Raw genomic sequence first — 25,255 nt, 5'->3', positions numbered from 1 at the left:
GCTTTGTAACGAACGGATTTAAAAGAACCGTGTTACAATATAAGTGTTATTTTTTTGAAATTTTAATTCAATAGAAGGAGGTGGAATGAGTGAAGATTGCAGTGCGACTCGGATTTATTTTGATTGGACTCGTCGTCGGATGGTTTGGCATGATCGAAGCGATGGTGCTTCTTGATGACCTCGGTGTCAGCGTGCCGGCATGGTTGACGATTCCTTACGTTGCTAGTTTGATTGGTGGACTTATCTTCTTCATTCTCAGTTTATTTTTGACCGATGTGATCGTCAAATTTATCCGTTTTGTCGAAGAACGGCTCGTCCGTTTACCGGTCGGCGATATTTTATTCGGCTCGATCGGATTGATCATCGGTTTATTGATTGCCTTTTTGATCAGTGTATCGCTTGAGGTCACAGGCATCTTCTTACTCAGTAAGATTGTACCGATTTTTGTGACTGCCCTGTTCGGTTACTTTGGATTTGCCGTTGGTTACCGGAAGCGGAACGAATGGATCAAGTTGTTCGTGAAAAGTGAACGGGACAAGCCGGAAGCGGAACCATTACGCCGCTCTAACGATAAAATATTAGATACAAGCGTAATCATCGATGGTCGGATCGCCGATATTTCGAAGACCGGATTCATCGAAGGGACACTCATCGTTCCTCAGTTCGTCATCGGAGAGTTGCAGTACATCGCCGACTCGTCGGATACGCTTAAACGGAATCGAGGCCGACGCGGTCTGGATATTTTAAAAGAGCTCCAAAACAACGATCGAATCGAGGTCGAGATTTACGATGGTGACTTTGAAGACGTGGCCGAAGTCGATATTAAATTGATCAAGCTCGCCGAGTTAAAAAAAGGCATCGTCGTGACGAACGATTACAACTTGAATAAAGTGTGTGAAGTCCGAAACGTACCGGTGCTCAACATTAATGATTTGGCCAACTCGGTCAAACAGATCGTCATTCCCGGAGAAGAGATGGTCGTGACGGTCATCAAAGAAGGGAAAGAACAGAACCAAGGGGTCGCTTACCTCGAAGACGGGACGATGGTCGTCGTCGAAGGCGGACGCAAGCTCATCTCGAAGACGCTCCCTGTCGTCGTGACGAGCGTACTCCAAACATCCGCGGGCCGAATGATTTTTGCTCGCCCTGAATAAGTATGGAAAAAGAGACGCATCAGCGCTCTCTTTTTTCACGAAGAGAGGTGAACGTGATGGTACGTTACACGGTCGTCATCCCGGCTGCCGGGAAAGGCAAACGTATGGGAGCCGATGAGAATAAGTTGATGTTGTCGCTCCAAGGAAAACCGATCATCGTCTGGACCGTCGAGGCGTTTGCGAGAGACACATGGTGTGAACAGATTGTTCTGGCGATTCGTCCGGAAGAAGAAGCCTGGTTCGCGCATGAGTTACGTCACGTCCCGACGCCGATTACGTACGTGGCAGGCGGGGAAGAACGGCAACAGAGCGTTCGAGCCGGTTTACAGACAATCGACACGGACGGAGTTGTGTTGATCCATGACGGGGCCCGGCCGTTCGTTCGAATCAGTCAGTTGCATCAAGTAGCGGAAGCGGCTCAGACGAAAGGGGCCATTTTAGCCGTTCCTGTGAAAGATACGGTGAAACAAGTGACCGCGGGGACGATTACGCAAACTGTTCCCCGTGAGACGCTTTGGCTCGCTCAGACACCGCAAGCGTTTCCTGTGGCTGACATCCGGGCGATTCATGACCAGGCAGAATCATCCCAATTCATCGGGACTGATGATGCGAGCTTGTTCGAGTGGTCAGGTAAAGAAGTCACCGTCATTCCAGGTGACTATCACAACATAAAAATGACGACCCCTGAGGATTTGTTGTTCGGGGAAGCGATCTTGACGAAGGAGGACTATCGATGAGAATCGGACAAGGTTTTGATGTACATGCGTTCGCAGAAGGGCGCCCGCTTATATTAGGAGGGATCGAGATTCCCCACGACCGCGGTTTGCTTGGACACTCGGATGCCGACGTGTTACTTCACACCATCGCAGATGCGGCGCTCGGTGCCATCGCGGCAGGGGATATCGGCAAACACTTCCCGGATACGGATCCCGAGTTTAAAGATGCAGACTCGAAAGTGTTGCTCCAACACGTATGGCAACTCGTCAAGGCAGAAGGGTATGTGCTCGGCAACGTAGACGCGACTGTTATGGCGGAACGGCCGAAGCTCCGGACGTATATCGATGACATGCGCGCGGTCATCGCCGAACTGCTTGAAGCTGATATTAGCCAAGTGAACGTGAAAGCGACGACGACGGAACGGTTAGGTTTCACGGGACGTGAAGAAGGAATCGCCGCCCAGGCGGTCATCTTGCTCAACCGTGCTTGAAAAAAGTGGTATACTATTTGGGCAGAAGAGAAGAAAGGTGGAAATATTATGAGTGAAGTGCGTGTACGCTATGCGCCAAGTCCGACGGGTCACCTTCATATCGGGAACGCCCGGACCGCGCTATTTAACTATTTATATGCTCGCCACGCAGGCGGGAAAATGATTCTTCGGATCGAGGACACGGATCAAAAACGAAACGTCGAGAACGGTGTCGAAAGTCAGATGAAGTACTTGGAATGGCTCGGTATCGAGTGGGATGAAGGTCCGGGTCGCGATGGCGATTACGGTCCATATTTCCAAATGGAACGACTCGACATCTACAACAAATACGTGAACGAGTTGATGGACAAAGGGCTCGCTTATAAATGCTACATGACGTCAGAAGAACTCGAAGCGGAGCGCGAGGCACAGATCGCACGCGGTGAAGCACCACGCTACTCGGGAGCACATCGCGACTTGAGCGACGCTGAGCGCTCGGCGTTCGAAGCCGAAGGACGGAAGCCGTCGATTCGGATTCGAGTGCCAGAACAGGTTACGTACAAATGGATAGACGTTGTCAAAGGCGACGTTTCGTTCGAGTCGAAAGACTTCGGAGACTGGGTCATCGTCAAGCAAGACGGGATCCCGACGTACAACTTTGCCGTCGTCGTCGATGACTACTTGATGAAAATCAGCCACGTGTTGCGCGGGGATGACCATATCGCGAACACACCGAAACAGATGATGGTATACGATGCACTCGGATGGGAGTATCCGACGTTCGGTCACATGACATTGATCTATAACGAGAACCATAAGAAGCTCTCGAAACGTGATGAGTCGATCATCCAGTTCATCGAACAATATGCAGACCTCGGATATCTCCCTGGTGCGCTCTTCAACTTCATCTCGCTTCTCGGTTGGTCTCCAGTCGGTGAAGAGGAAATCTTCACGAAAGAAGCGTTTATCGACATGTTCGACGCGGGCCGTCTATCGAAGAGTCCGGCCGTATTCGACCAGCATAAGCTCGCTTGGATCAACAGTGTCTACATGAAGCAGGCTTCGCTTGACGAAGTGGTGGCACTCAGTTTACCATTCTTACAAGAAGCAGGACGATTGCCTGTTGCCTTGTCAATGGAAGAGGCGGACTGGGCCACAGCGCTCATCGCTCTTTATAAAGAACAAATGACACACGGTGCCGAAATTGTACCGTTGACAGACTTGTTCTTTAAAGACGAGGTCGAGTATGACGAGGCGGCGAACGCGGTGCTTGCCGGTGAAGCGGTGCCGGCTGTACTCGCCGAGTTCAAAACGCAGCTCGAGGCGATCGAAGACTTCACACCGGAAGCTGTCAAAGCGGCTACGAAGGCCACTCAAAAAGCGACTGGGCAAAAAGGAAAGAACTTGTTCATGCCAATCCGTGTCGCCACGACCGGACAAACACATGGACCAGAACTTCCAAACGCGATTGCGCTGATTGGCAAAGAGCGTGTGTTGGCACGTCTCACAACATTATTAGCTTAAAGGCAACGATGAGGAAAGTAAGCGGGTTGACACTTGTCAGAGACTAGAACCTAGGCTGGAAGTTCTAGAAGCGTCCCCCGTCGAAGTGCACCTCGGAGCCGTTCCGGCGATATGTAGTCGGGACCGCGACTCGGCGTTAACGAGACTTGAGAGGGGAACTTTCCCAAACAGAGTGGAACCGCGCTTACGGCGTCTCTGTGCCTTGGCACAGGGGCGTCTTTGTTTTTGATATGGAAAAGGAGAACAATTATGGGATTTTGGAAAAGTGTGAGCGCCGACATCCGGAACGTGCTCGAACTCGATCCGGCTGCCCGCTCAAAAGCAGAAGTCGTATTGACGTATCCAGGCCTCCATGCCTTATGGTCGCATCGGATCGCGCATGGGTTGTGGACTCGCAATATTAAACTATTGGCTAAAATGATTGCCCAGACGAGTCGCTGGGTGACCGGGATTGAGATTCATCCGGGTGCCATCATCGGCGAAGGTGTCTTTATCGACCACGGATTCGGGATCGTCATCGGGGAGACGGCCATCATCGGCAATAACGTCACCATCTATCAAGGCGTGACGCTCGGCGGAACCGGCAAAGAAAAAGGGAAGCGGCATCCGACCATCGGGAACGATGTGCTCATCTCGGCCGGCGCGAAAGTGCTCGGTAATATCACGATAGGCGATTGCGTCAAAATCGGGGCTAGTTCGGTCGTCTTAAAAGATGTCCCGTCAGACTCGACCGTCGTCGGAATCCCTGGACGTGTCGTCATCCGCAACGGGGAGCGGGTCAAACAGCACGACCTCGACCATCGCTTACCGGACCCGGATCGTGAATGCCAAGAGCGGTTAGAGAACGCTGTAGCCGATCTGCAACGTCAGTTAGCATCACTCGAGAAACAGATGGAGGAGAAGTCACATGATTCAGTTTTACAACAGCCTCACGAATAAGAAAGAACCGTTCAACCCGATCGTTCCTGGGAAAGTGTCCATGTACGTATGCGGACCGACCGTCTATAATTATATTCACGTCGGAAACGCCCGTCCGGCCATCGCATTCGACACGGTACGCCGCTATTTGACATACCGAGGCTACGACGTGAAGTACGTCCTCAACTTTACCGATGTGGATGATAAGATCATCCGTACGGCGAATGAGCTCGGTGAAGATGTCGCAACGCTGACGAACCGCTATATCGACGCTTATTTGGCGGATACGGGTGCGTTGAACGTCTTGCCAGCGGACGTGCATCCACGTGTCACCGACACGATGGAGGAAATCATCGACTTTATCCGTAACTTAGAGGATGAAGGCTACGCCTACGCGTCAGAAGGCGATGTCTATTTCCGGACGCGTAAGTTTGAAGAGTATGGCAAGCTCAGCCAACAGTCGATCGAAGACCTTCGGGCCGGGTCACGTGTCGACGTCGGGGAGAAGAAGGAAGACCCGCTCGACTTCGTGCTCTGGAAAGCGGCTAAACCAGATGAGCCGGCTTGGGACAGCCCTTGGGGACAAGGACGCCCCGGCTGGCATATCGAATGCTCGGCGATGGCGAAGAAGCACCTCGGCAAAACGATCGACATTCACGCAGGCGGGCATGACCTCAAATTCCCGCACCACGAGAATGAGATTGCGCAGTCTGAGGCGTGCAACCATACGAAGTTTGCGAACTACTGGCTTCACAACGGCTTCATCAACATCGAGAACGAGAAGATGTCGAAATCACTCGGGAATTTCCTGCTCGTCCACGAGGCGTTAAAAGAAGTCGACGCGATGGTGCTCCGTTTCTTCATGTTATCGGTCCACTACCGTCATCCGATCAACTATAGCCGCGAGCTGATCAATCAGGCCGCGAACGGATGGGACCGGATCAAGGAAGCGTACCATAACGTCGAACACCGTCTGTCGGTCACGGCCGGTCTCGTTGAACCGAGCGAGGCGATGGAGCGAAAACTTGCGACGGTGAAAGCAGCATTTATCGAAGCGATGGATGATGATATCAACACGGCGAACGCCGTGACAGTCTTGTTTGATTTAGCAAAAGAGGCAAACATCTACGCCAAAGCAGACCATGTCTCGAAAGATACGCTCGAGCAAGTGCTCGACTTGTTCAAGGAATTGACGGGCGTGCTCGGGTTGACGATTGAAGTGGAAACAGAACTACTCGACGCCGAGATCGATCAGTTAATTCTCGAGCGGAATACGGCCCGAGCAGAGCGTAACTTTGCCCGTGCCGACGAGATCCGTGACTTGTTGAAACAACAGAACATCCAGCTCGAAGATACGGCGCAAGGCGTACGGTGGAAACGGTCATGACGAACGCGAATCAACTAAACGCGCTCGCCCTCGCTTATATGGGCGACGCAGTGTATGAGATGGCGGTACGAAAACGACTGCTCGGCAAAGGGTTGACGCGACCGAACGACCTCCATCGCGGGGCCGTCCGTTACGTGAACGCAACCGCGCAAGCGAGCGTCGTCACCCACTGGTTAGAGACGGGTATCTTGAGCGAGGACGAGACAGCGATCGTCCGGCGCGGTAAAAATGCGAAATCAGGGTCGATCCCGAAACGCACCGACGTCCACACATACCGCTACTCGACAGCTTTTGAGGCATTGATCGGCTACACATATCTAATAGAAAGAAGGGATCGTCTTGAAGAACTCATCGAACAGGCACTCACATGGCTCGAAACCGAGCAACCCGAAACGACATGACGGAGGACGAGCGAACGACAAGCGTTCGTTCGACCGTCCAAGAGGCGAACGGGGCGACCGTCCGCACCGTCAAAAGCCGGAACGCCCGGACTATCAAGAAGTTGACGTCCTTGAAGAAGGCATCGATTTCTTATATGGACGTAATCCAGTAATCGAGGCGCTTCGGAGCGGACGGGATATGAATAAAGTCTTTATCATGGAAGGGCAGCACAAAGGGCCGCTCGCCCAAATTATCGGCATGGCCAATGAGGCCTCGGTACAGATCTCGTTCGTCCCGAAGACGAAGCTTGAAAAGATGGCGGGCAGTGAACACCATCAAGGCGTCGTCGCGGCCGTTGCGGCTTACGAGTATAAGACGCTTGACGATATGTTCGCGCTTGCCGAGTCTAAAGGGGAGACACCGCTCTTTATTTTGCTCGATGAGCTAGAGGACCCGCACAACTTGGGATCGATTTTACGGACAGCTGACGCGGTCGGCGCCCATGGAGTCATCATTCCGAAACGGCGCTCGGTCGGCTTGACGCAAACCGTCGCGAAAGCCTCGACGGGAGCAATTGAATATATCCCGGTCGCGCGTGTCACGAACTTGACGCGGACGCTCGAAGAATTGAAAGAAAAAGGGATGTGGATCGTCGGAACTGACGCGAGTGAGAGTCAAGACTATCGTCGGCTCGATGGGAACATGCCACTCGTCGTCGTCATCGGCAGCGAAGGGAAAGGGATGGGCCGTCTCGTGCGCGAGGCGTGTGACTTCCTCGTCCATATGCCGATGGTCGGTCATGTCACGTCGCTCAACGCTTCGGTCGCGGCCGCACTTCTTCTGTATGAGGTGCATCGCTCTCGTAATCCGTTATCATGAGCCTGAAAAAGCGAGAATTACTCCTCGTCGATGGCTATAACATCATTGGGGCGTGGCCGCATCTTCGAAAACTGCGGGACATCGACTTCGATCAAGCTCGAAATGACTTGATTGAAGCGATGGCCGAGTATCAGGCCGCCACAGGCCGCATGGTGACGGTCGTCTTTGATGCCCACATGCGCTATGGGCGCGAATCGATCCAGAAGCGGAGCCGGGTCGAGGTCGTCTATACGAAGGAGAACGAAACGGCGGATGAGTGGATTGAACGGCGGGCCCATGAACTCGTGGACGATCGTTTAGTGACGTTATTCGTCGCCACAAACGATTTTACCGAGCAATGGGTCATCTTCGGTCAAGGTGCCCTCCGTGTCCCGGCGACCGAACTATTAAAGGATTGGAAGCAAGCGAAAGTGGCGATTGAGCAAGAGCGTCAGACGCTCGCGAGCGACCGGTCCAATCGAAAAACAATCGATATCCCGCCTGACGTCATGGCCCGTTTTGAAGAAATGCGGCGCCGTAAGTCGAACGGTGAGGATTCTCACTGACGAGTTCATACAATGGACTCGTTTTTTGTTTTTAATTTGACATTTTTTTGGAAAGAAATGTTGTATACTATTAGTTGTATAAGTTACACCATATCTAATTGACGGAATTTTTTGAAATTTATTTGACGGTCGTTTTGTATGACGCCTATAATAAGAGCACTAACTTACATAGTTCATTATCAATAGCCGGGGGGTATGAAACATGAACGGATGGCCATACGAGCAGTTTGAAACGATGTCAGACGAAGAGCTCGTCTCTCTAGCGCGGAATGAAGGGGATAGTGATGCGCTCGAGTTTTTGATTGAACGTTACCGTTACTTCGTGCGGGCGAAGGCGCGGTCTTACTTTTTAATCGGCGCCGACCACGAGGATATCGTCCAAGAGGGAATGATCGGTCTGTATAAAGGCGTGCGTGACTATCGGGATGAACGCCTCGCGTCGTTTAAGAGTTTTGCCGAGATGTGTATCACCCGTCAGATGATCACGGCGATTAAGACGGCGACGCGTCAGAAGCATATTCCGCTCAACTCATACGTCTCGCTCGACAAGCCGATCTTTGACGATGAGTCTGACCGGACGTTGCTCGACGTGATTTTGCCCCCGCATCCGAACGACCCGCAAGACTTGCTCGTCACGCGGGAAGAACAACTGTTCATGGAAGAGAAGATGGATGAGCTCCTCAGTGACTTGGAACGAAAAGTGCTTCGTCTTTATTTGGATGGCCGTTCGTATCAAGAAATCTCTGACGACCTTGACCGTCACGTGAAGTCGATCGATAACGCCTTGCAGCGCGTGAAGAAAAAATTCGAGCGGCATGTTGACGTTAAAATGCTGACGAGTTAACTCGTATTGACCGCACGCCTCCTATGTGATACTTTTAAGGCAGCGCCTTGTCCGTAGACGCCATTTACAGGAGGCGTTTTTTTTTCGCTCTTTTTTAATATGGAGCTGTCGAAAGGGGCGCTTATGGATGGCAAAGAAAGTAAGTCTCGAGTGCGCGGATTGCGGGTCAAGAGTTTACTCGACGACCAAGAAAGATGATGTGCAGACGCGGCTCGAGCTGAACAAGTTCTGCCGTCGTTGCAATGCGCACACAACACATCGAGAATCAAAGTAACGTAGATTGGCATTCAACGTAGGAGGAAGCTACCATGAACTTTTTGCGCGATGTATGGAAAGAGTTAAAGAAGACGAGTTGGCCGACTCGTAAAGAGCTCACAAAATATACCATCACAGTCATCGCGACGGTCGTCGTGATCGGCCTGTTCGTGTTCGGCGTAGATACTGGTGTCAGTTATCTCGTCAACCTATTGATTAACTAAGGAAAGAGGTGAAAGCCGTGGAGAAACAATGGTTTGTTGTCCAGACGTACTCTGGCTTTGAGAACAATGTCAAAGAAAACCTAGAACGTCGAATCGGTTCGATGAACATGGAAGATAAAATTTTCCGCGTCCTCGTTCCGACCGAAACAACGCAAGAAGAAGTCACGTTGAAGAGTGGCGAAAAGAAAATTAAAGAGCGTGAAGTGAAAAACTTCCCTGGATACGTCTTCGTCGAGATGATTATGACAGACGATTCATGGTATGTTGTTCGTAACACGCCAAACGTAACGGGCTTCCTCGGATCAACCGGGGGCGGCGCCAAGCCGATCCCGCTCCAGCCTGACGAAGTGACGAACGTCCTTTCGCAGATGGGTCTGATCGAGAAGAAAGACCGTTATAACTATGAGCTTGGCGATCTCGTACGTGTCAAAGAAGGCGCGTTCGAGAACTTTGAAGGTACGATTGATGAGATCGAAACTGACAAAGAGAAGCTCAAAGTCGTCGTCGACATGTTCGGCCGCGAAACAAAAATTGAGCTTGATTTCGAACAAGTTCAGAAAATTAACTAAAACCCACTTGCCATTCTCGGAAACGGATGGTACAATCGGAAATGTTTGATGTTGTGCTATATTTCAGTACAAACTCGACCTAATAGATTGAGTGGGAGGGCGCACAACGTCCAAGAAACCACATTTTAGACTTAAGGAGGTGTGTCTCGTGGCGAAAAAAGTTACTAAACTCGTTAAACTTCAAATCCCTGCTGGTAAAGCTAACCCAGCACCACCAGTTGGTCCAGCACTTGGTCAAGCAGGTGTTAACATCATGGGATTCTGTAAAGAGTTCAACGCTCGTACACAAGACCAAGCCGGATTGATTATTCCTGTAGTCATTACGGTATACGAAGATCGTTCGTTTACATTCATTACGAAAACTCCACCAGCTGCAGTTCTTTTGAAAAAAGCTGCTGGTATCGAGAGCGGTTCAGGAGAACCGAACCGTAAGAAAGTAGCAACGGTTAAGCGTGATAAAGTTCGCGAAATCGCTGAACTTAAAATGCCTGACCTTAACGCAGCGTCTGTAGAAACAGCGATGCTTATGGTTGAAGGTACTGCGCGCAGTATGGGTATTGTAATCGAAGACTAATTTATTAGTCTCTGGGATTGTCGGTGCATATTTTGCTCACCTTCAATCCCTTCATTATGTGGGAGGAAATTCCGCTAACCACAAGGAGGAAAAGAATCATGGGTAAAAAACACCAAGAAGCAGCTAAGCTTGTTGATCGCACGAAGTCTTACGACCTCGCAGAAGCGGTTGAACTCGTTCAAAAAACTGCAACAGCTAAGTTCGATGAAACAATCGAAATTGCTGTCCGTCTCGGCGTAGATCCGAAGAAAGCGGACCAACAAATCCGCGGTGCCGTTGTACTTCCACACGGTACTGGTAAAACACAAAAAGTTCTCGTCTTTGCAAAAGGCGAAAAAGTTAAAGAAGCTGAAGCGGCTGGCGCTGACTTCGTCGGCGACGCTGAGTACATCACTAAAATCCAACAAGGATGGTTCGACTTCGATGTTATCGTTGCGACACCTGACATGATGGGTGAAGTTGGTAAACTCGGTCGCGTTCTCGGACCAAAAGGCCTCATGCCTAACCCGAAAACAGGCACAGTCACGTTCGACGTTGCGAAAGCAATCGCGGACATCAAAGCTGGTAAAGTCGAGTACCGTGTTGATAAAGCCGGTAACATCCACGTACCAGTTGGTAAGAAGTCATTTGAAGCAACAAAACTCTCTGAGAACATCGAGACTATCCTCGAGACACTCATGAAAGTTAAGCCTGCTACTGCAAAAGGAACTTACCTCAAAAACATCGCGCTTTCTTCGACAATGGGTCCTGGTATCCGTGTCGCAACTGCCGATTTCATCAAGTAATTCACTTGAAATAAACTGTTGACAACGTGTGATGCCGCTGTTAAAGTAAAACACGTTCAACCGAATATGTTGGATTACCGCAGACAGAAGGTGGACATCGGTCCGTAAACCCTTCCGAGGTGTCTTTGCTCGAACTTGAGCCTGTTGTCACAGGTTTACTTTCAAACAATTACGCCCTCGTATGTCTTCATACGAGGGATTTCTTTTTGGAGAGCAGCCTCTCGTCCGGTATAAGAATTGACTAGGAGGTGCACAAACATGGCAAGCGAAAAAATCGTAGCTCAGAAATCGGTACTCGTTGATGAAATCGCTGAGAAAATGCAAGCAAGCGTTGGAACGATCGTTGTTGACTACCGTGGACTTACAGTTGAAGAAGTGACTACACTCCGTAAAACACTTCGTGACGCTGGAATCGAGTTCAAAGTATACAAAAACGGTCTCCTTCGTCGCGCGGCGACTCAGTCTGGTTATGACGGTCTCGATGAAGTCTTCACAGGTCCTACTGCAATCGCGTTCTCGAAAGAAGACGTTATTGCTCCAGCGAAGATCTTGAACGACTTCTCAAAAGAGCACAAAGCGCTCGAACTTAAAGGCGGAATCATCGAAGGCAAAGTAACTTCACTCGAAGAAGTTAAAGCCCTTGCAGAACTTCCATCACGCGATGGTCTTCTCTCGATGCTTCTCAGCGTCCTTCAAGCTCCGATCCGCGGGCTCGCAATCGCAACAAACGCAATCGCAGAACAAAAAGAAGAGCAGTCTGCTTAATCTTTGTCGCGTAGCGTAAAAAACTTTTTACAACATCAAAGGAGGAAAACCATAATGGCTTTCAACAAAGAGCAATTCATCGAAGACCTCAAATCAATGACGGTTCTCGAACTTAACGAACTCGTAAAAACAATCGAAGAAGAATTCGGCGTATCAGCAGCAGCTCCAGTAGCAGCAGCAGGTGCAGGCGCAGCAGTAGCTGAAGAGCAAACTGAATTCGACGTAATCCTCACAAGCGCAGGTTCTGGTAAAATCAACGTAATCAAAGCAGTACGTGAACTTACTGGCCTCGGTCTTAAAGAAGCAAAAGCACTCGTTGACGGAACTCCGGCTCCAGTCAAAGAAGGCGTTTCTAAAGAAGATGCAGACGCAGTTAAAGCTAAGCTTGAAGAAGCTGGCGCATCTGTCGAAGTTAAGTAATCTAACTTTTACTTCACAACGTATAGAAGCTCGCTATGGCGAGCTTCTTTTATTTCCTTGAAGAGTGGGTTAGGAGGTTCAATGCATGGGAGATCATTACTATACGAACGATCCGAGTTCGAAAAGTGCCCCTGAGACGTGGACGTATGAGTTGCGAGGGAAGATGTATCGCTTCACCTCGGACCGCGGCGTGTTCTCGAAAGGATCGGTCGATTTTGGGTCACGTCTCTTAATCGAGTCATTTGAAGTGCCGGAAGTTGAAGGTCGCATTTTAGATGTAGGCTGCGGCTACGGTCCGATGGGGATCTCGCTTGCCGACGCCTCTGGGCGTGAAGCGCTTCTCGTCGACGTGAACGAACGAGCGCTTGCCTTGTCAGAGCAAAACGCCGCCCAAAACGGGGTGACGATCGAAACACGGCTTAGCCACGCATATGATGGAGTCGGAGGCGAGCAATTTGCCGCTATCGTGACCAATCCGCCGATTCGGGCCGGGAAGCAAGTGGTTCACACGATTTTAAGAGATGCGCACGCGCATCTCGTCATGGGCGGGGCACTCTACGTCGTCATTCAAAAGAAACAAGGAGCACCTTCTGCTAAGAAGTTGCTTGAAGATGTGTTCGGTCAGGTCGAGACGGTTGCCAAAGACAAAGGCTATTTTATTTTCCGGGCAATTCGCTCTTGACAAACGGTTGAGTCTTGTTGACTCGCTATAACGTATATGCTAACATTATAAAATGCCATTGGAATGGAATTCGCCTTGAATTGCCGCGTTTGCCGCTTTTTAGACGCGGAAAAAGGGCGACATTCAATGACAATGTTCGATTATTACGCCCGAAAAATTCGATAGAGAATTGGGGGTCTGAGAGGTGAATCAGTTGACTGGTCAACTTGTTCAGTACGGTCGTCACCGTCAGAGAAGAAGCTTTGCCCGTATCAGTGAGGTATTAGAGCTTCCGAATTTGATTGAAATTCAAACTGCTTCTTATGAGTGGTTCTTACGTGAAGGATTGAAAGAGATGTTTACCGACATTTCGCCAATCTCCGACTTCACTGGAAACCTCGTGCTTGAGTTCATCGATTACTCGCTTAGCGAGCCGAAATATTCGATTGATGACTCGAAGGAGCGCGACGTCACTTATTCTGCGCCATTGCGCGTGAAAGTACGTCTGCAAAACAAAGAGACAGGTGAGCTTAAAGAACAAGAAGTATTCATGGGTGATTTCCCGATTATGACAGAGTCGGGAACGTTTATTATTAACGGCGCAGAACGCGTCATCGTTTCCCAGCTTGTTCGTTCGCCGAGCGTCTATTACAATTCTAAACTCGATAAAAACGGTAAACGTGGTTTCGGTGCAACAGTCATCCCGAACCGTGGAGCATGGCTCGAACTTGAGACAGATGCTAAGGATATCGTTTATGTTCGTATCGACCGTACCCGTAAGATCCCGGTAACGGTGTTGTTGCGTGCTCTCGGATTTGGTACGGACCAAGAAATTATCGACCTTCTCGGGGATGATGAATATCTTCGGAACACCCTTGAAAAAGATAATACCGAGTCGACAGAGAAAGCGTTGATCGAGATTTACGAGCGTCTCCGCCCTGGTGAACCACCAACGGTTGAAAACGCGAAATCACTTCTCGTCTCACGTTTCTTTGACCCGAAACGCTACGACCTCGCAAACGTTGGTCGTTATAAGATGAACAAAAAACTTCATCTTAAAAACCGTCTCTTCGGTCAGAAATTGGCCGAGACGCTCGTTGACCCAGAGACAGGCGAAGTGATCGCCGAAGCTGGAACAATCCTCGACCGTCGCAACTTAGACCGCGTCCTTCCGCATTTGGAAAACGGTCTCGGTTACATGGACGCTGAGCCAACTGGCGGCGTTGCTGAAGGTGAGCCGTTTGGTCTCCAATCGATTAAAGTCATCTCACCGGATGACCCGGATGGAGAGCGTGTCTTGAACATTATCGGTAATGGCAACATCGACCGTAGCATCAAGCACGTCACACCAGCGGATATCATTGCATCGATCAACTACTTCTTCAACTTACTTCACGAAGTCGGAACAACAGATGACATCGACCACTTAGGAAACCGTCGTCTTCGTTCAGTCGGAGAACTTCTCCAAAACCAATTCCGTATCGGTCTTTCTCGTATGGAACGTGTCGTAAAAGAACGGATGTCGATTCAAGATCAAAATGCGATCACACCACAGGCGCTGATTAACATCCGCCCGGTAATCGCATCGCTGAAAGAGTTCTTCGGTAGCTCGCAGTTGTCACAGTTCATGGACCAAACAAACCCGCTCGCAGAGCTCACGCACAAGCGTCGTCTCTCTGCACTCGGACCGGGTGGTTTGACACGTGAGCGTGCCGGCTTCGAAGTTCGAGATGTTCACTATTCGCACTACGGTCGGATGTGTCCAATCGAAACACCTGAAGGACCGAACATCGGTCTCATCAACTCGCTTTCATCTTTTGCGAAAGTAAACGAGTACGGTTTCATTGAGACACCGTACCGCCGAGTCGACCCAGAAACAGGTCTCGTCACGAGCGAGATTCAATATATGACGGCGGATGAAGAAGATCTCTACGTCGTCGCCCAGGCGAACATGCCGCTCACTGAAGACAGTTACTTTGCAAACGAGCAAGTCCTTTGCCGCTTCCGCGGACAAAACTTGTCAGTTGAGCCAAGTCGAGTCGACTACATGGACGTTTCGCCGAAACAGGTTGTTTCTGCGGCAACAGCATGTATCCCGTTCCTTGAGAACGATGACTCGAACCGTGCCCTCATGGGAGCGAACATGCAACGTCAAGCTGTACCACTCCTTCAACCGGACTCGCCGATTATCGGTACTGGTATGGAGTACGTGTCAGCGAAAGACTCTGGGGCCGCGATTATCGCGAAATACCCAGGTGTCGTCGAGCGTGTCACAGCGCGTGAAATTTTGGTCCGCCGCACGTCTGACGTGAACGGAACAACGGTTTCAGGTGACCTTGACCGCTACAAACTTCAAAAGTACGTTCGTTCGAACCAAGGAACGTGCTATAACCAAAAGCCGATCATCGCTGCTGGTGACCAAGTCGAAAAAGGAGAAATCCTTGCTGACGGTCCATCGATGGATATGGGTGAGCTCGCGCTCGGTCGTAACGTCGTTGTCGCCTTCATGACTTGGGACGGTTACAACTATGAGGATGCGATCATCATGAGTGAGCGCCTCGTGAAAGATGACGTCTACACTTCGATTCACATCGAGGAGTATGAGTCAGAGTCACGAGACACGAAACTCGGACCTGAGGAAATCACACGTGATATTCCGAACGTCGGTGATGACGCGCTTCGCAACTTGGACGATCGTGGGATCATCCGCATTGGTGCGGAAGTGAAAGATGGCGATATCCTCGTCGGGAAAGTCACGCCTAAAGGTGTAACTGAACTGACGGCGGAAGAGCGTCTCTTGCATGCGATCTTCGGTGAGAAAGCCCGTGAAGTCCGTGATACGTCACTCCGTGTACCAAACGGCGGCGACGGCATCATCTTGGACGTCAAGGTGTTCGACCGTGAGAACGGCGACGAACTTTCACCAGGTGTGAACCAAATGGTTCGTGTCTACATCGTTCAAAAACGTAAGATTCACGAAGGGGATAAGATGGCGGGACGTCACGGTAACAAAGGTGTTATCTCGCGGATCCTCCCTGAAGAAGACATGCCATATATGCCAGACGGCACACCGATTGACATCATGCTTAACCCACTCGGTGTACCATCGCGGATGAACATCGGTCAGGTACTTGAACTCCACCTTGGAATGGCGGCTAAAAAGCTCGGCATCAAAGTGGCGACACCTGTATTCGATGGCGCACGTGAAGAAGACGTATGGGCAACGATTGAAGAAGCTGGAATGGACAAAGATGCCAAGACTCGTCTCTATGACGGTCGTACTGGTGAACCGTTCGATAACCGCGTCTCGGTCGGTGTCATGTATATGATCAAACTTGCGCACATGGTTGATGATAAACTTCACGCTCGTTCGACAGGACCATACTCGCTCGTTACGCAACAACCGCTCGGTGGTAAAGCACAGTTCGGTGGACAGCGCTTCGGTGAGATGGAAGTTTGGGCACTTGAAGCGTACGGCGCAGCCTACACGCTCCAAGAAATCCTTACAATCAAGTCGGATGACACGGTTGGTCGTGTGAAAGCATACGAAGCAATCGTGAAAGGCGAGAGCGTTCCGAAAGCGGGCGTTCCTGAATCGTTCCGCGTCTTGATCAAAGAGCTTCAAGCGCTCGGTATGGAAGTCAAGATGATGTCTGTGGACGACGAAGAAGTTGAAATGAAAGATGAAGATGACGACAACATCCCGAACGCAACATCGGCGTTAGAACAAGTCGTTCAACCGACTGTTACGGAAGAGGAATAAGGCGAAAAGGGAGGTCGGCCCCTTGGTAGATGTTAATCGATTTGAATATATGAAAATCGGCTTGGCTTCACCCGAAAAGATCCGTTCGTGGTCTTACGGGGAAGTCAAAAAGCCGGAAACAATCAACTATCGTACACTCAAACCAGAGAAGGACGGACTGTTCTGTGAACGAATCTTCGGTCCTACGAAAGACTGGGAATGTTACTGCGGGAAATACAAACGAATCCGATATAAAGGAGTCATTTGTGACCGCTGTGGCGTTGAAGTGACGAAAGCGAAAGTGCGTCGCGAACGTATGGGCCACATCGAGCTCGCGGCTCCGGTTTCGCACATCTGGTACTTCAAAGGGATTCCAAGTCGAATGGGGCTTGTTCTCGATATGTCACCGCGTGCGCTCGAAGAAGTAATCTACTTCGCGTCGTACGTCGTGACAGAACCAGGTGACACTCCGCTCGAGAAGAAACAACTTCTCTCGGAAAAAGAATTCCGTCTCTACCGTGAGAAGTACGGTAGTGACTTTAAAGCAGACATGGGTGCGGAAGCGATCCGGACACTCCTTCAAGACGTACAACTCGAGAAGGAAGTCGGAGAACTCCGCGAAGAATTGAAGACAGTTCAAGGCCAACGTCGTACACGTGCGATCAAACGTCTTGAAGTGCTCGATGCGTTCTTCACGTCGGGGAATGATCCAGATTGGATGATCCTCGAAGTACTTCCTGTCATTCCACCTGAGCTTCGCCCGATGGTGCAGCTCGACGGTGGGCGCTTTGCGACTTCTGACTTGAACGATTTATATCGTCGAGTCATCAACCGTAACAACCGTCTCAAACGTTTGCTCGATCTCGGCGCGCCGAACATCATCGTGCAAAACGAGAAGCGTATGCTTCAAGAAGCGGTTGACGCCCTCATCGACAACGGTCGTCGTGGTCGTCCGGTAACAGGTCCAGGTAACCGTCCACTTAAGTCGCTTTCACATATGTTGAAAGGGAAACAAGGTCGTTTCCGTCAAAACCTTCTTGGTAAACGGGTCGACTACTCAGGACGTTCGGTTATCGTCGTTGGACCGAACTTGAAGATGTTCCAATGTGGTCTCCCGAAAGAGATGGCCCTTGAACTCTTCAAACCGTTCGTGATGAAAGAACTTGTCGGTCGCGGAATCGCGTCGAACATCAAGAACGCCAAACGCAAAATTGAGAAGATGCAACCAGAAATCTGGGGCGTCCTCGAAGAAGTCATTCGTGAGCATCCGGTTCTCTTGAACCGTGCCCCTACACTTCACCGTCTAGGGATTCAAGCTTTCGAACCGATTCTCGTCGAGGGCCGTGCGATTCGTCTACACCCACTCGTATGTACGGCTTACAACGCCGACTTTGATGGTGACCAAATGGCGGTCCACGTACCACTTTCAGCCGAAGCGCAAGCAGAAGCTCGTCTCCTCATGCTCGCTGCACAGAACATCTTGAACCCGAAAGATGGTAAACCAGTTGTTACACCATCGCAGGATATGGTCCTCGGTAACTACTACATCTCGCTTGAACGCGACGATGCCATCGGACAAGGGAAAATTTTGTCGAACGTCAACGAAGCGCTCATCGCGTATCAAAATGGATACGTCCACTTGCATACACGTGTCGCCCTTCCAGCACGTACGCTCAACAACCCGACGTTCACAGCGGAGCAAAATGAGAAAATGTTAATCACGACAGTCGGTAAGATGATCTTTAACGAGATCTTGCCGAACACGTTCCCATACTTGAACGAACCGACGATGGAAAACTTGCAGGAAGCAACGCCTGATAAGTACTTCATCGAAAAAGGTGCCAACGTCGCGGAAGAAATTGCCGCACGTCCACTCATCGAACCGTTCAAAAAAGGATTCCTTGGTAAAGTCATCGCGGAAGTGTTCCAGAAGTTTGAAACGACTGAAACGAGCCGCATGCTTGACCGGATGAAAGATCTCGGCTTCAAACACTCGACTAAAGCGGGTGTGACGGTCGGAATCGCCGATATCATCGTTCTTCCGGACAAACAAGAAATCCTTGATGAAGCGCAAACTCAAGTCGACCAAATCATGAAGTCGTTCCGTCGTGGTCTCATCACTGAAGATGAGCGTTACGAGCGCGTTGTACGCTCTTGGAACGAAGCGAAGGACGAGATTCAATCGCGATTGATGAAATCCCTCAACCGCTTGAACCCGATCTTCATGATGTCTGACTCAGGTGCCCGTGGTAACGCGTCCAACTTCACGCAGCTCGCAGGGATGCGTGGTTTGATGGCCGCTCCATCTGGCCGCATCATCGAACTTCCAATCAAATCGTCGTTCCGTGAGGGACTGACGGTTCAAGAATACTTCATCTCGACGCACGGTGCGCGTAAAGGTCTTGCCGATACAGCCCTTAAAACGGCTGACTCAGGTTACTTGACGCGTCGTCTCGTCGACGTTGCCCAAGATGTCATCATCCGTGAAGAAGATTGTGGAACGGACCGCGGAATCCGCGTTGCCGCTCTCCGCGAAGGCACGGAAGAAATCGAAAACTTGTATGACCGCCTCGTCGGCCGTACAGCGTTCGAGACAGTGGCACATCCGGAAACGGGTGAAGTCATGATTGAGAAGAACCAATTGATCACAGAAGATATCGCCCGCGACATCGTCGACGCTGGTATCGAACGAGTTGAAATCCGTACAGCCTTCACATGTAACACGTCACACGGCGTATGTAAGAAGTGCTACGGCCGCAACTTGGCGACCGGCTCGAACGTTGAAGTTGGCGAAGCAGTCGGAATCATCGCCGCGCAATCAATCGGTGAGCCAGGAACGCAGCTTACAATGCGTACCTTCCACACAGGTGGGGTAGCCGGAGATGATATCACGCAAGGTCTTCCACGTATCCAAGAGGTATTCGAGGCTCGTAACCCGAAAGGGCAAGCGGTCATCTCGGAAATTCCTGGTACGGTCATCGACTTTACCGAGTCGCGTGACAAGCGGGAACTCACGGTCGAAGGACTCAGTGAGACTCGTACGTACACGATTCCGTTCGGAGCGCGTTTACGCGTTCAGATCGGCGACACGGTAGATGCCGGGGAAGTCTTCACGGAAGGTTCGATCGATCCGAAAGAATTGCTCACCGTCCGTGGTGTGTCTGGTGTCCAAAACTATCTTCTTCAAGAAGTTCAAAAAGTATACCGGATGCAAGGGGTAGAAATCGGCGACAAACACGTCGAAGTCATGGTTCGCCAAATGCTTCGTCGCGTCAAAGTCATCGAGTCAGGTGACACGCCACTTCTCCCTGGTTCACTCGTCGATATCGGCGTCTTCAAAGAAGCGTGTAAAGACGTACTTCGCGTAGGTAAGAGCCCAGCAACGGCGAAACCGGTCCTTCTCGGAATCACGAAAGCGTCGCTTGAGACAGATTCGTTCCTCTCGGCCGCTTCGTTCCAAGAAACGACTCGCGTGTTGACAGACGCTGCCATCAAAGGCAAACGCGACTATCTTCTCGGACTCAAAGAGAACGTCATCATCGGTAAACTCGTGCCAGCTGGTACAGGGATGCCGGTATACCGTGACGTTAAACTTAAAGAAGATGCGTCGAAAGCCGTCCTCGAAGACGCGAACGTCGAGTAAAAACGTCTTGACAGCACTCTTTGGCGGTGCTACTATGATTTAGTGCCGCCAATCGGTTGTTGTCGATGACAATGGTGTCCAGCAGTCGGCAAGCTACTTGGACGTTAACCGATCTTTCTACGGAAAGGTTTGGCTGCTATTATTGCCACTTTCAAGGTATAACTCACGTTTTTGCGAGGTCATGGAATGCCTACGCCTCGTAAAAGCGTTTCGTTATGACCTTAAATGAACCACCCGGGTCGGTGGGTCTAGAAAATAGCATAATTCAGGAAGGGAGGATCTTCAAAGATGCCTACTATCAACCAGTTAGTCCGTAAAGGACGCAAATCGAAAGTCGTTAAATCTGACTCTCCAGCACTTAACAAAGGTTACAACAGTTTCATCAAGTCACAAACAAACGTGAGCTCACCACAAAAACGTGGTGTTTGTACACGTGTTGGTACAATGACTCCGAAGAAACCGAACTCGGCTTTACGTAAGTATGCCCGTGTTCGTTTGACTAACCAAATCGAAGTGACTGCGTACATTCCAGGTATTGGCCACAACCTTCAAGAGCACAGCGTTGTTCTTATCCGCGGAGGACGTGTAAAAGACTTACCAGGAGTACGTTACCACATCGTTCGTGGTGCACTTGACACTGCAGGTGTGGACGGACGTATGCAAGGCCGTTCTAAATACGGTACGAAACGTCCGAAAGCTGCGAAGAAGTAATTCTCGCAAACTAAACTACTGAAATTTTGAAAGGAGGGTACTCGGATGCGTAAAAACCGTGCAGAACGTCGTGACGTTATCGCAGATCCGATCTACAACTCGAAATTGGTAACTCGCCTCATTAACCGTGTCATGTTAGACGGTAAAAAAGGTACAGCTCAAACTATCATTTACAACGCATTTGGTCTCATCGCTGAACGCTCAGGCAAAGAGCCTATGGAAGTGTTCGAAGAAGCAATGACAAACATCATGCCTGTACTTGAAGTTAAAGCTCGCCGTGTAGGTGGAGCAAACTACCAAGTTCCTGTTGAAGTTCGTCCAGAACGCCGTACGACACTTGGTCTTCGTTACCTCGTGAACTACGCTCGTCTCCGCAACGAGAAGACGATGGAGCAACGTATCGCGAATGAAATCATGGATGCAGCCAATAACACTGGTGCTTCTGTTAAGAGACGCGAAGACATGCATAAGATGGCAGAAGCGAACAAAGCGTTTGCTCACTATCGTTGGTAAGTTAAACGTAAAGACCACTCCACGTCACCAAGCGGTGGCTTAATGGAGTGGCTTTCGGGTATAATCATATCGTGTGCCAGCACACGAAAAACACATGCGGAAGGAGAATACCCAGTATGGCAAGAGAATTCTCCCTAAAGAATACTCGTAACATCGGGATCATGGCTCACATCGATGCCGGTAAAACGACTACAACTGAACGTATTCTTTATTACACAGGTCGTATCCACAAGATTGGTGAAACTCATGAAGGAGCTTCACAAATGGACTGGATGGAGCAGGAGCAAGAGCGTGGAATCACGATCACTTCTGCAGCGACGACTGCACAGTGGAATGGCCACCGTGTAAACATCATCGATACACCTGGACACGTAGACTTCACAGTTGAAGTTGAACGTTCACTCCGTGTACTTGATGGCGCAGTTGCTGTACTTGACGCTCAGTCAGGTGTTGAACCACAAACAGAAACTGTATGGCGTCAAGCGACAACATACGGTGTTCCACGTGTCGTATTCGTCAACAAGATGGATAAGATTGGTGCGGACTTCATGTACTCGGTGAAAACACTTCACGAACGTTTACACGCTAACGCACACCCAATCCAACTTCCAATCGGCGCAGAAGATGAATTCAAAGGAATCATCGACCTCGTCGAAAGAAAGACATACATGTACTCGAACGACCTCGGTACTGACATCGAAGTAACAGAAGGCTTCCCAGCTGATATGGCTGACCAAGCTGAAGAACTTCGTGGTCGCTTGATCGAAGGCGTTGCGGATTACAACGAAGATTTGATGATGAAATACCTCGAAGGCGAAGAGATCTCAATCGAAGAACTCAAAGCTGGTATTCGTCAAGCAACACTTAGCGTTGAATTCTACCCTGTACTTGTAGGTTCGGCCTTTAAAAACAAAGGTGTTCAATTGATGTTGGACGCTGTTGTTGATTACCTCCCATCACCAGTTGATGTCGAGTCAATCAAAGGAATCAACCTCGATACAGAAGAAGAAATCACGCGTGAACCTTCTGACGAAGCGCCGTTCTCGGCACTTGCGTTCAAAGTCATGACTGACCCTTACGTCGGTAAATTGACATTCTTCCGTGTGTACTCTGGTACAGCACAAGCTGGTTCGTATGTGAAGAACTCGACTAAAGGGAAGCGCGAGCGTCTCGGTCGTATCCTTCAAATGCATGCAAACAGCCGTGAAGAAATTCCAATGGTATTTTCTGGTGACATCGCCGCTGCTGTTGGTCTTAAAGATACAACGACTGGTGACACACTTTGCTCAGAGAAAGACAACGTCGTTCTCGAGTCAATGACATTCCCAGAACCGGTTATCTCGGTCGCAATCGAGCCTAAATCGAAAGCAGACCAAGACAAGATGGGTCAAGCCCTCGCGAAACTCGCAGAAGAGGATCCAACTTTCCGCACTGAAACAAACCAAGAGACTGGTCAAACGATCATCTCTGGTATGGGTGAGCTTCACCTTGATATCCTCGTTGACCGTATGCGTCGCGAATTCAAAGTCGAAGCAAACGTCGGTGCACCACAAGTTGCTTACCGTGAGACAATCCGTAGCGCTGCGAAGATCGATTCGAAATTCGTACGTCAATCGGGTGGACGCGGTCAGTACGGTCACGTTGTCGTTGAATTCGAACCTAACGTAGAAGGTGCTGGATTCGAATTTGAGAACAAAATCGTCGGTGGTGTTGTTCCACGTGAATACGTACCAGCTGTTCAAAACGGTATTCAAGAAGCTCTCGAAAACGGTATCCTCGCTGGTTACCCAGTAGTTGACGTTAAAGCTGCCCTCGTCTTCGGATCGTACCACGATGTCGACTCGAACGAGATGGCGTTTAAAGTTGCTGCTTCGATGGCGGTCAAACAACTTAAGGAACAAGCGAAAGCTGTCATCCTTGAGCCAATGATGCGTGTTGAAGTTGTCATCCCAGAAGAATACTTGGGAGACATCATGGGTGACGTCACGTCACGCCGTGGACGCGTAGAAGGTATGGAAGCTCGCGGTAACGCACAAGTCGTTAAAGCGATGATTCCACTTTCGGAAATGTTCGGATATGCAACGTCACTCCGTTCACGTACGCAAGGACGTGGAACGTACTCGATGCACTTCGACCACTACGAAGAAGTACCGAAGTCAATTGCAGAAGAAATCATCAAAAAAGCGAACGGCTAATAACGGTTGTAACGCTGAAATGATTGTTGTAAGCTAAGGAGGACGTATGTTAAAAGTAGCCTACGTCTTCCTAGTTAAATAAAAAATTAATTGTCTATAGAGGAGGAATCTAGAATGGGTAAAGAAAAATTCGACCGTTCTAAACCGCACGTTAACGTTGGTACAATTGGCCACGTCGACCACGGTAAAACAACTTTGACTGCAGCGATTTCAGCTGTACTTTCAAAAGCACAAGGGAAAACAGCTACAAAGTTTGACGCAATCGATGGTGCTCCAGAAGAGCGCGAGCGCGGTATCACAATCGCAACAGCTCACATCGAGTACGAAACTGAAAAACGCCACTACGCACACGTTGACTGCCCAGGTCACGCTGACTATGTTAAAAACATGATCACTGGTGCTGCACAAATGGACGGCGCGATCCTCGTTGTTTCGGCAACAGATGGCCCAATGCCACAAACACGTGAGCACATTCTTCTTTCACGTCAAGTAGGTGTTCCTTTCATCGTAGTATTCATGAACAAAGTTGACATGGTTGACGACGAAGAGCTTCTCGAACTCGTTGAGATGGAAATCCGTGAACTTCTTTCTGAATATGACTTCCCAGGCGACGACCTCCCTGTAATCAAAGGTTCAGCTCTTGGCGCGCTTAACGGCGAACCACAATGGGAAGAAAAAATCATGGAACTCATGAACGCAGTTGATGAGTACATCCCTGAGCCTGTTCGTGACACGGACAAAGACTTCATGATGCCAGTTGAGGACGTATTCTCAATCACTGGTCGCGGTACTGTAGCGACTGGTCGTGTTGAGCGTGGTATTCTCCGCGTCAACGACGAAGTTGAAATCGTTGGTCTTACAGAAGAAACTAAGAAAACTGTATGTACTGGTGTAGAGATGTTCCGTAAGCTTCTTGACTATGCAGAAGCTGGCGACAACATCGGTGCTCTTCTCCGTGGTGTATCACGTGAAGACATCGAGCGTGGACAAGTACTTGCTAAACCAGGTACAATCACTCCGCACTCTAAATTCAAAGCTTCAATCTACGTTCTTTCTAAAGAAGAGGGTGGCCGTCACACGCCATTCTTCGCGAACTACCGTCCGCAGTTCTACTTCCGTACAACTGACGTAACAGGTATCGTTCACCTTCCAGAAGGTACTGAAATGGTAATGCCAGGAGACAACATCGAGTTGACGATCGAATTGATTTCTACAATCGCGATCGAAGACGGAACACGTTTCTCAATCCGTGAGGGTGGCCGTACTGTAGGTGCTGGTTCGGTAACAGAAATCGTCGAGTAATCGATGTCTTAAGCAGTCCGCATTTGCGGGCTGCTTTTTTGTTTTTTGAAACGAAGTGATAGGATAGGAGATAGGATT

The 25,255-nt window shown here is 49.8% G+C and carries 24 protein-coding genes and 2 other annotated features; all 24 genes read left to right on the top strand.

The window, feature by feature from the left end:
* Positions 1–89: 89 nt before the first annotated feature.
* The 24 genes from EVJ23_RS14125 (at position 90) to tuf (ending at position 25,177) form a co-directional block, all read left to right on the top strand.
* Positions 90–1,154, top strand: a complete 1,065-nt coding sequence (locus EVJ23_RS14125; protein ID WP_070329260.1) for a PIN/TRAM domain-containing protein — start codon at positions 90–92, stop codon at positions 1,152–1,154.
* A gap of 56 nt (positions 1,155–1,210) precedes the next feature.
* A complete protein-coding gene (gene ispD, locus EVJ23_RS14120) occupies positions 1,211–1,891 on the top strand; it encodes a 2-C-methyl-D-erythritol 4-phosphate cytidylyltransferase (protein WP_201739024.1) in 681 nt (226 codons plus the stop codon).
* Positions 1,888–2,361 carry a 2-C-methyl-D-erythritol 2,4-cyclodiphosphate synthase gene (gene ispF / locus EVJ23_RS14115; protein WP_131466502.1) on the top strand — a complete coding sequence of 158 codons (474 nt, stop codon included), beginning with the start codon at positions 1,888–1,890 and terminating at the stop codon, positions 2,359–2,361. Before ispD ends, ispF begins: the two co-directional genes overlap by 4 nt.
* Positions 2,362–2,406: 45 nt before the next feature.
* A complete protein-coding gene (gene gltX / locus EVJ23_RS14110; RefSeq protein ID WP_201739246.1) occupies positions 2,407–3,864 on the top strand; it encodes a glutamate--tRNA ligase in 1,458 nt (485 codons plus the stop codon).
* Positions 3,861–4,064 (top strand) — a binding site (T-box leader). (Overlaps the previous gene by 4 nt.)
* Positions 4,065–4,113: 49 nt before the next feature.
* Positions 4,114–4,803 (top strand): serine O-acetyltransferase, encoded by a 690-nt coding sequence (gene cysE / locus EVJ23_RS14105; protein ID WP_131466498.1) that lies wholly within the window; start codon positions 4,114–4,116, stop codon positions 4,801–4,803.
* Positions 4,772–6,169 carry a cysteine--tRNA ligase gene (gene cysS, locus EVJ23_RS14100; protein ID WP_131466496.1) on the top strand — a complete coding sequence of 466 codons (1,398 nt, stop codon included), beginning with the start codon at positions 4,772–4,774 and terminating at the stop codon, positions 6,167–6,169. The genes cysE and cysS overlap by 32 nt, the downstream gene beginning before the upstream one ends.
* Positions 6,166–6,570 (top strand): Mini-ribonuclease 3, encoded by a 405-nt coding sequence (locus EVJ23_RS14095; protein ID WP_035386102.1) that lies wholly within the window; start codon positions 6,166–6,168, stop codon positions 6,568–6,570. Before cysS ends, EVJ23_RS14095 begins: the two co-directional genes overlap by 4 nt.
* A gap of 121 nt (positions 6,571–6,691) precedes the next feature.
* The gene (gene rlmB / locus EVJ23_RS14090) at positions 6,692–7,429 is read left to right on the top strand and encodes a 23S rRNA (guanosine(2251)-2'-O)-methyltransferase RlmB (RefSeq protein ID WP_035386115.1); all 738 of its coding nucleotides are present in this window, start codon (positions 6,692–6,694) and stop codon (positions 7,427–7,429) included.
* The gene (locus EVJ23_RS14085) at positions 7,426–7,974 is read left to right on the top strand and encodes a YacP-like NYN domain-containing protein (RefSeq protein WP_070329254.1); all 549 of its coding nucleotides are present in this window, start codon (positions 7,426–7,428) and stop codon (positions 7,972–7,974) included. The genes rlmB and EVJ23_RS14085 overlap by 4 nt, the downstream gene beginning before the upstream one ends.
* A gap of 202 nt (positions 7,975–8,176) precedes the next feature.
* Complete coding sequence (gene sigH / locus EVJ23_RS14080; RefSeq protein WP_070329253.1) at positions 8,177–8,818, top strand: RNA polymerase sporulation sigma factor SigH; 642 nt, start codon at positions 8,177–8,179, stop codon at positions 8,816–8,818.
* 127 nt (positions 8,819–8,945) lie between these two features.
* Positions 8,946–9,092, top strand: coding sequence for a 50S ribosomal protein L33 (gene rpmG / locus EVJ23_RS14075; RefSeq protein ID WP_083274150.1), 147 nt, complete (start codon positions 8,946–8,948; stop codon positions 9,090–9,092).
* A gap of 34 nt (positions 9,093–9,126) precedes the next feature.
* Complete coding sequence (secE, locus tag EVJ23_RS14070; RefSeq protein WP_012727692.1) at positions 9,127–9,297, top strand: preprotein translocase subunit SecE; 171 nt, start codon at positions 9,127–9,129, stop codon at positions 9,295–9,297.
* Positions 9,298–9,314: 17 nt separating this feature from the next.
* Positions 9,315–9,866: a transcription termination/antitermination protein NusG gene (gene nusG, locus EVJ23_RS14065; RefSeq protein ID WP_016508920.1), complete on the top strand. Its 552-nt coding sequence runs from the start codon at positions 9,315–9,317 to the stop codon at positions 9,864–9,866.
* Positions 9,867–10,014: 148 nt separating this feature from the next.
* Entirely contained in the window at positions 10,015–10,440 is a 426-nt protein-coding gene (gene rplK / locus EVJ23_RS14060; protein WP_070329252.1) for a 50S ribosomal protein L11, read from the top strand.
* Positions 10,441–10,538: 98 nt separating this feature from the next.
* Entirely contained in the window at positions 10,539–11,225 is a 687-nt protein-coding gene (gene rplA / locus EVJ23_RS14055; protein ID WP_083274148.1) for a 50S ribosomal protein L1, read from the top strand.
* Between the two features lie 59 nt (positions 11,226–11,284).
* Positions 11,285–11,438: a sequence feature (ribosomal protein L10 leader region), on the top strand.
* Between the two features lie 45 nt (positions 11,439–11,483).
* Positions 11,484–11,990 (top strand): 50S ribosomal protein L10, encoded by a 507-nt coding sequence (gene rplJ, locus EVJ23_RS14050; RefSeq protein WP_070329251.1) that lies wholly within the window; start codon positions 11,484–11,486, stop codon positions 11,988–11,990.
* 54 nt (positions 11,991–12,044) lie between these two features.
* The gene (rplL, locus tag EVJ23_RS14045; RefSeq protein WP_070329250.1) at positions 12,045–12,410 is read left to right on the top strand and encodes a 50S ribosomal protein L7/L12; all 366 of its coding nucleotides are present in this window, start codon (positions 12,045–12,047) and stop codon (positions 12,408–12,410) included.
* 85 nt (positions 12,411–12,495) lie between these two features.
* Positions 12,496–13,092, top strand: coding sequence for a class I SAM-dependent methyltransferase (locus EVJ23_RS14040; RefSeq protein WP_131466494.1), 597 nt, complete (start codon positions 12,496–12,498; stop codon positions 13,090–13,092).
* A gap of 193 nt (positions 13,093–13,285) precedes the next feature.
* Positions 13,286–16,834 (top strand): DNA-directed RNA polymerase subunit beta, encoded by a 3,549-nt coding sequence (gene rpoB, locus EVJ23_RS14035; protein WP_070329266.1) that lies wholly within the window; start codon positions 13,286–13,288, stop codon positions 16,832–16,834.
* A 22-nt stretch (positions 16,835–16,856) separates the two neighbouring features.
* Positions 16,857–20,456: a DNA-directed RNA polymerase subunit beta' gene (gene rpoC / locus EVJ23_RS14030; protein WP_070329248.1), complete on the top strand. Its 3,600-nt coding sequence runs from the start codon at positions 16,857–16,859 to the stop codon at positions 20,454–20,456.
* A 288-nt stretch (positions 20,457–20,744) separates the two neighbouring features.
* Complete coding sequence (gene rpsL, locus EVJ23_RS14025) at positions 20,745–21,167, top strand: 30S ribosomal protein S12 (protein ID WP_012727683.1); 423 nt, start codon at positions 20,745–20,747, stop codon at positions 21,165–21,167.
* A 45-nt stretch (positions 21,168–21,212) separates the two neighbouring features.
* A complete protein-coding gene (gene rpsG / locus EVJ23_RS14020; RefSeq protein WP_016508928.1) occupies positions 21,213–21,680 on the top strand; it encodes a 30S ribosomal protein S7 in 468 nt (155 codons plus the stop codon).
* 116 nt (positions 21,681–21,796) lie between these two features.
* The gene (gene fusA, locus EVJ23_RS14015) at positions 21,797–23,875 is read left to right on the top strand and encodes an elongation factor G (protein ID WP_070329247.1); all 2,079 of its coding nucleotides are present in this window, start codon (positions 21,797–21,799) and stop codon (positions 23,873–23,875) included.
* A gap of 114 nt (positions 23,876–23,989) precedes the next feature.
* Positions 23,990–25,177: an elongation factor Tu gene (gene tuf / locus EVJ23_RS14010; RefSeq protein ID WP_070329246.1), complete on the top strand. Its 1,188-nt coding sequence runs from the start codon at positions 23,990–23,992 to the stop codon at positions 25,175–25,177.
* Positions 25,178–25,255: the final 78 nt, after the last annotated feature.

This window comes from Exiguobacterium sp. SH1S1 (assembly GCF_004337245.1).
Classification (GTDB): Bacteria; Bacillota; Bacilli; order Exiguobacteriales; family Exiguobacteriaceae; genus Exiguobacterium; species Exiguobacterium aurantiacum_A.
Note: the sequence above shows the minus strand (reverse complement) of the source record. Positions and strands in the feature narration are given on the sequence as shown.

Coding starts and splice junctions, on each gene's coding strand:
- ispD (WP_201739024.1), top strand. CDS start 1,211: ATGGTACGTTACACGGTCGTCATCCCGGCTGCCGGGAAAGGCAAACGT.
- ispF (WP_131466502.1), top strand. CDS start 1,888: ATGAGAATCGGACAAGGTTTTGATGTACATGCGTTCGCAGAAGGGCGC.
- cysE (WP_131466498.1), top strand. CDS start 4,114: ATGGGATTTTGGAAAAGTGTGAGCGCCGACATCCGGAACGTGCTCGAA.
- cysS (WP_131466496.1), top strand. CDS start 4,772: ATGATTCAGTTTTACAACAGCCTCACGAATAAGAAAGAACCGTTCAAC.
- EVJ23_RS14095 (WP_035386102.1), top strand. CDS start 6,166: ATGACGAACGCGAATCAACTAAACGCGCTCGCCCTCGCTTATATGGGC.
- EVJ23_RS14085 (WP_070329254.1), top strand. CDS start 7,426: ATGAGCCTGAAAAAGCGAGAATTACTCCTCGTCGATGGCTATAACATC.
- sigH (WP_070329253.1), top strand. CDS start 8,177: ATGAACGGATGGCCATACGAGCAGTTTGAAACGATGTCAGACGAAGAG.
- rpmG (WP_083274150.1), top strand. CDS start 8,946: ATGGCAAAGAAAGTAAGTCTCGAGTGCGCGGATTGCGGGTCAAGAGTT.
- secE (WP_012727692.1), top strand. CDS start 9,127: ATGAACTTTTTGCGCGATGTATGGAAAGAGTTAAAGAAGACGAGTTGG.
- rplA (WP_083274148.1), top strand. CDS start 10,539: ATGGGTAAAAAACACCAAGAAGCAGCTAAGCTTGTTGATCGCACGAAG.
- rplJ (WP_070329251.1), top strand. CDS start 11,484: ATGGCAAGCGAAAAAATCGTAGCTCAGAAATCGGTACTCGTTGATGAA.
- rplL (WP_070329250.1), top strand. CDS start 12,045: ATGGCTTTCAACAAAGAGCAATTCATCGAAGACCTCAAATCAATGACG.
- EVJ23_RS14040 (WP_131466494.1), top strand. CDS start 12,496: ATGGGAGATCATTACTATACGAACGATCCGAGTTCGAAAAGTGCCCCT.
- rpsL (WP_012727683.1), top strand. CDS start 20,745: ATGCCTACTATCAACCAGTTAGTCCGTAAAGGACGCAAATCGAAAGTC.
- rpsG (WP_016508928.1), top strand. CDS start 21,213: ATGCGTAAAAACCGTGCAGAACGTCGTGACGTTATCGCAGATCCGATC.
- fusA (WP_070329247.1), top strand. CDS start 21,797: ATGGCAAGAGAATTCTCCCTAAAGAATACTCGTAACATCGGGATCATG.
- tuf (WP_070329246.1), top strand. CDS start 23,990: ATGGGTAAAGAAAAATTCGACCGTTCTAAACCGCACGTTAACGTTGGT.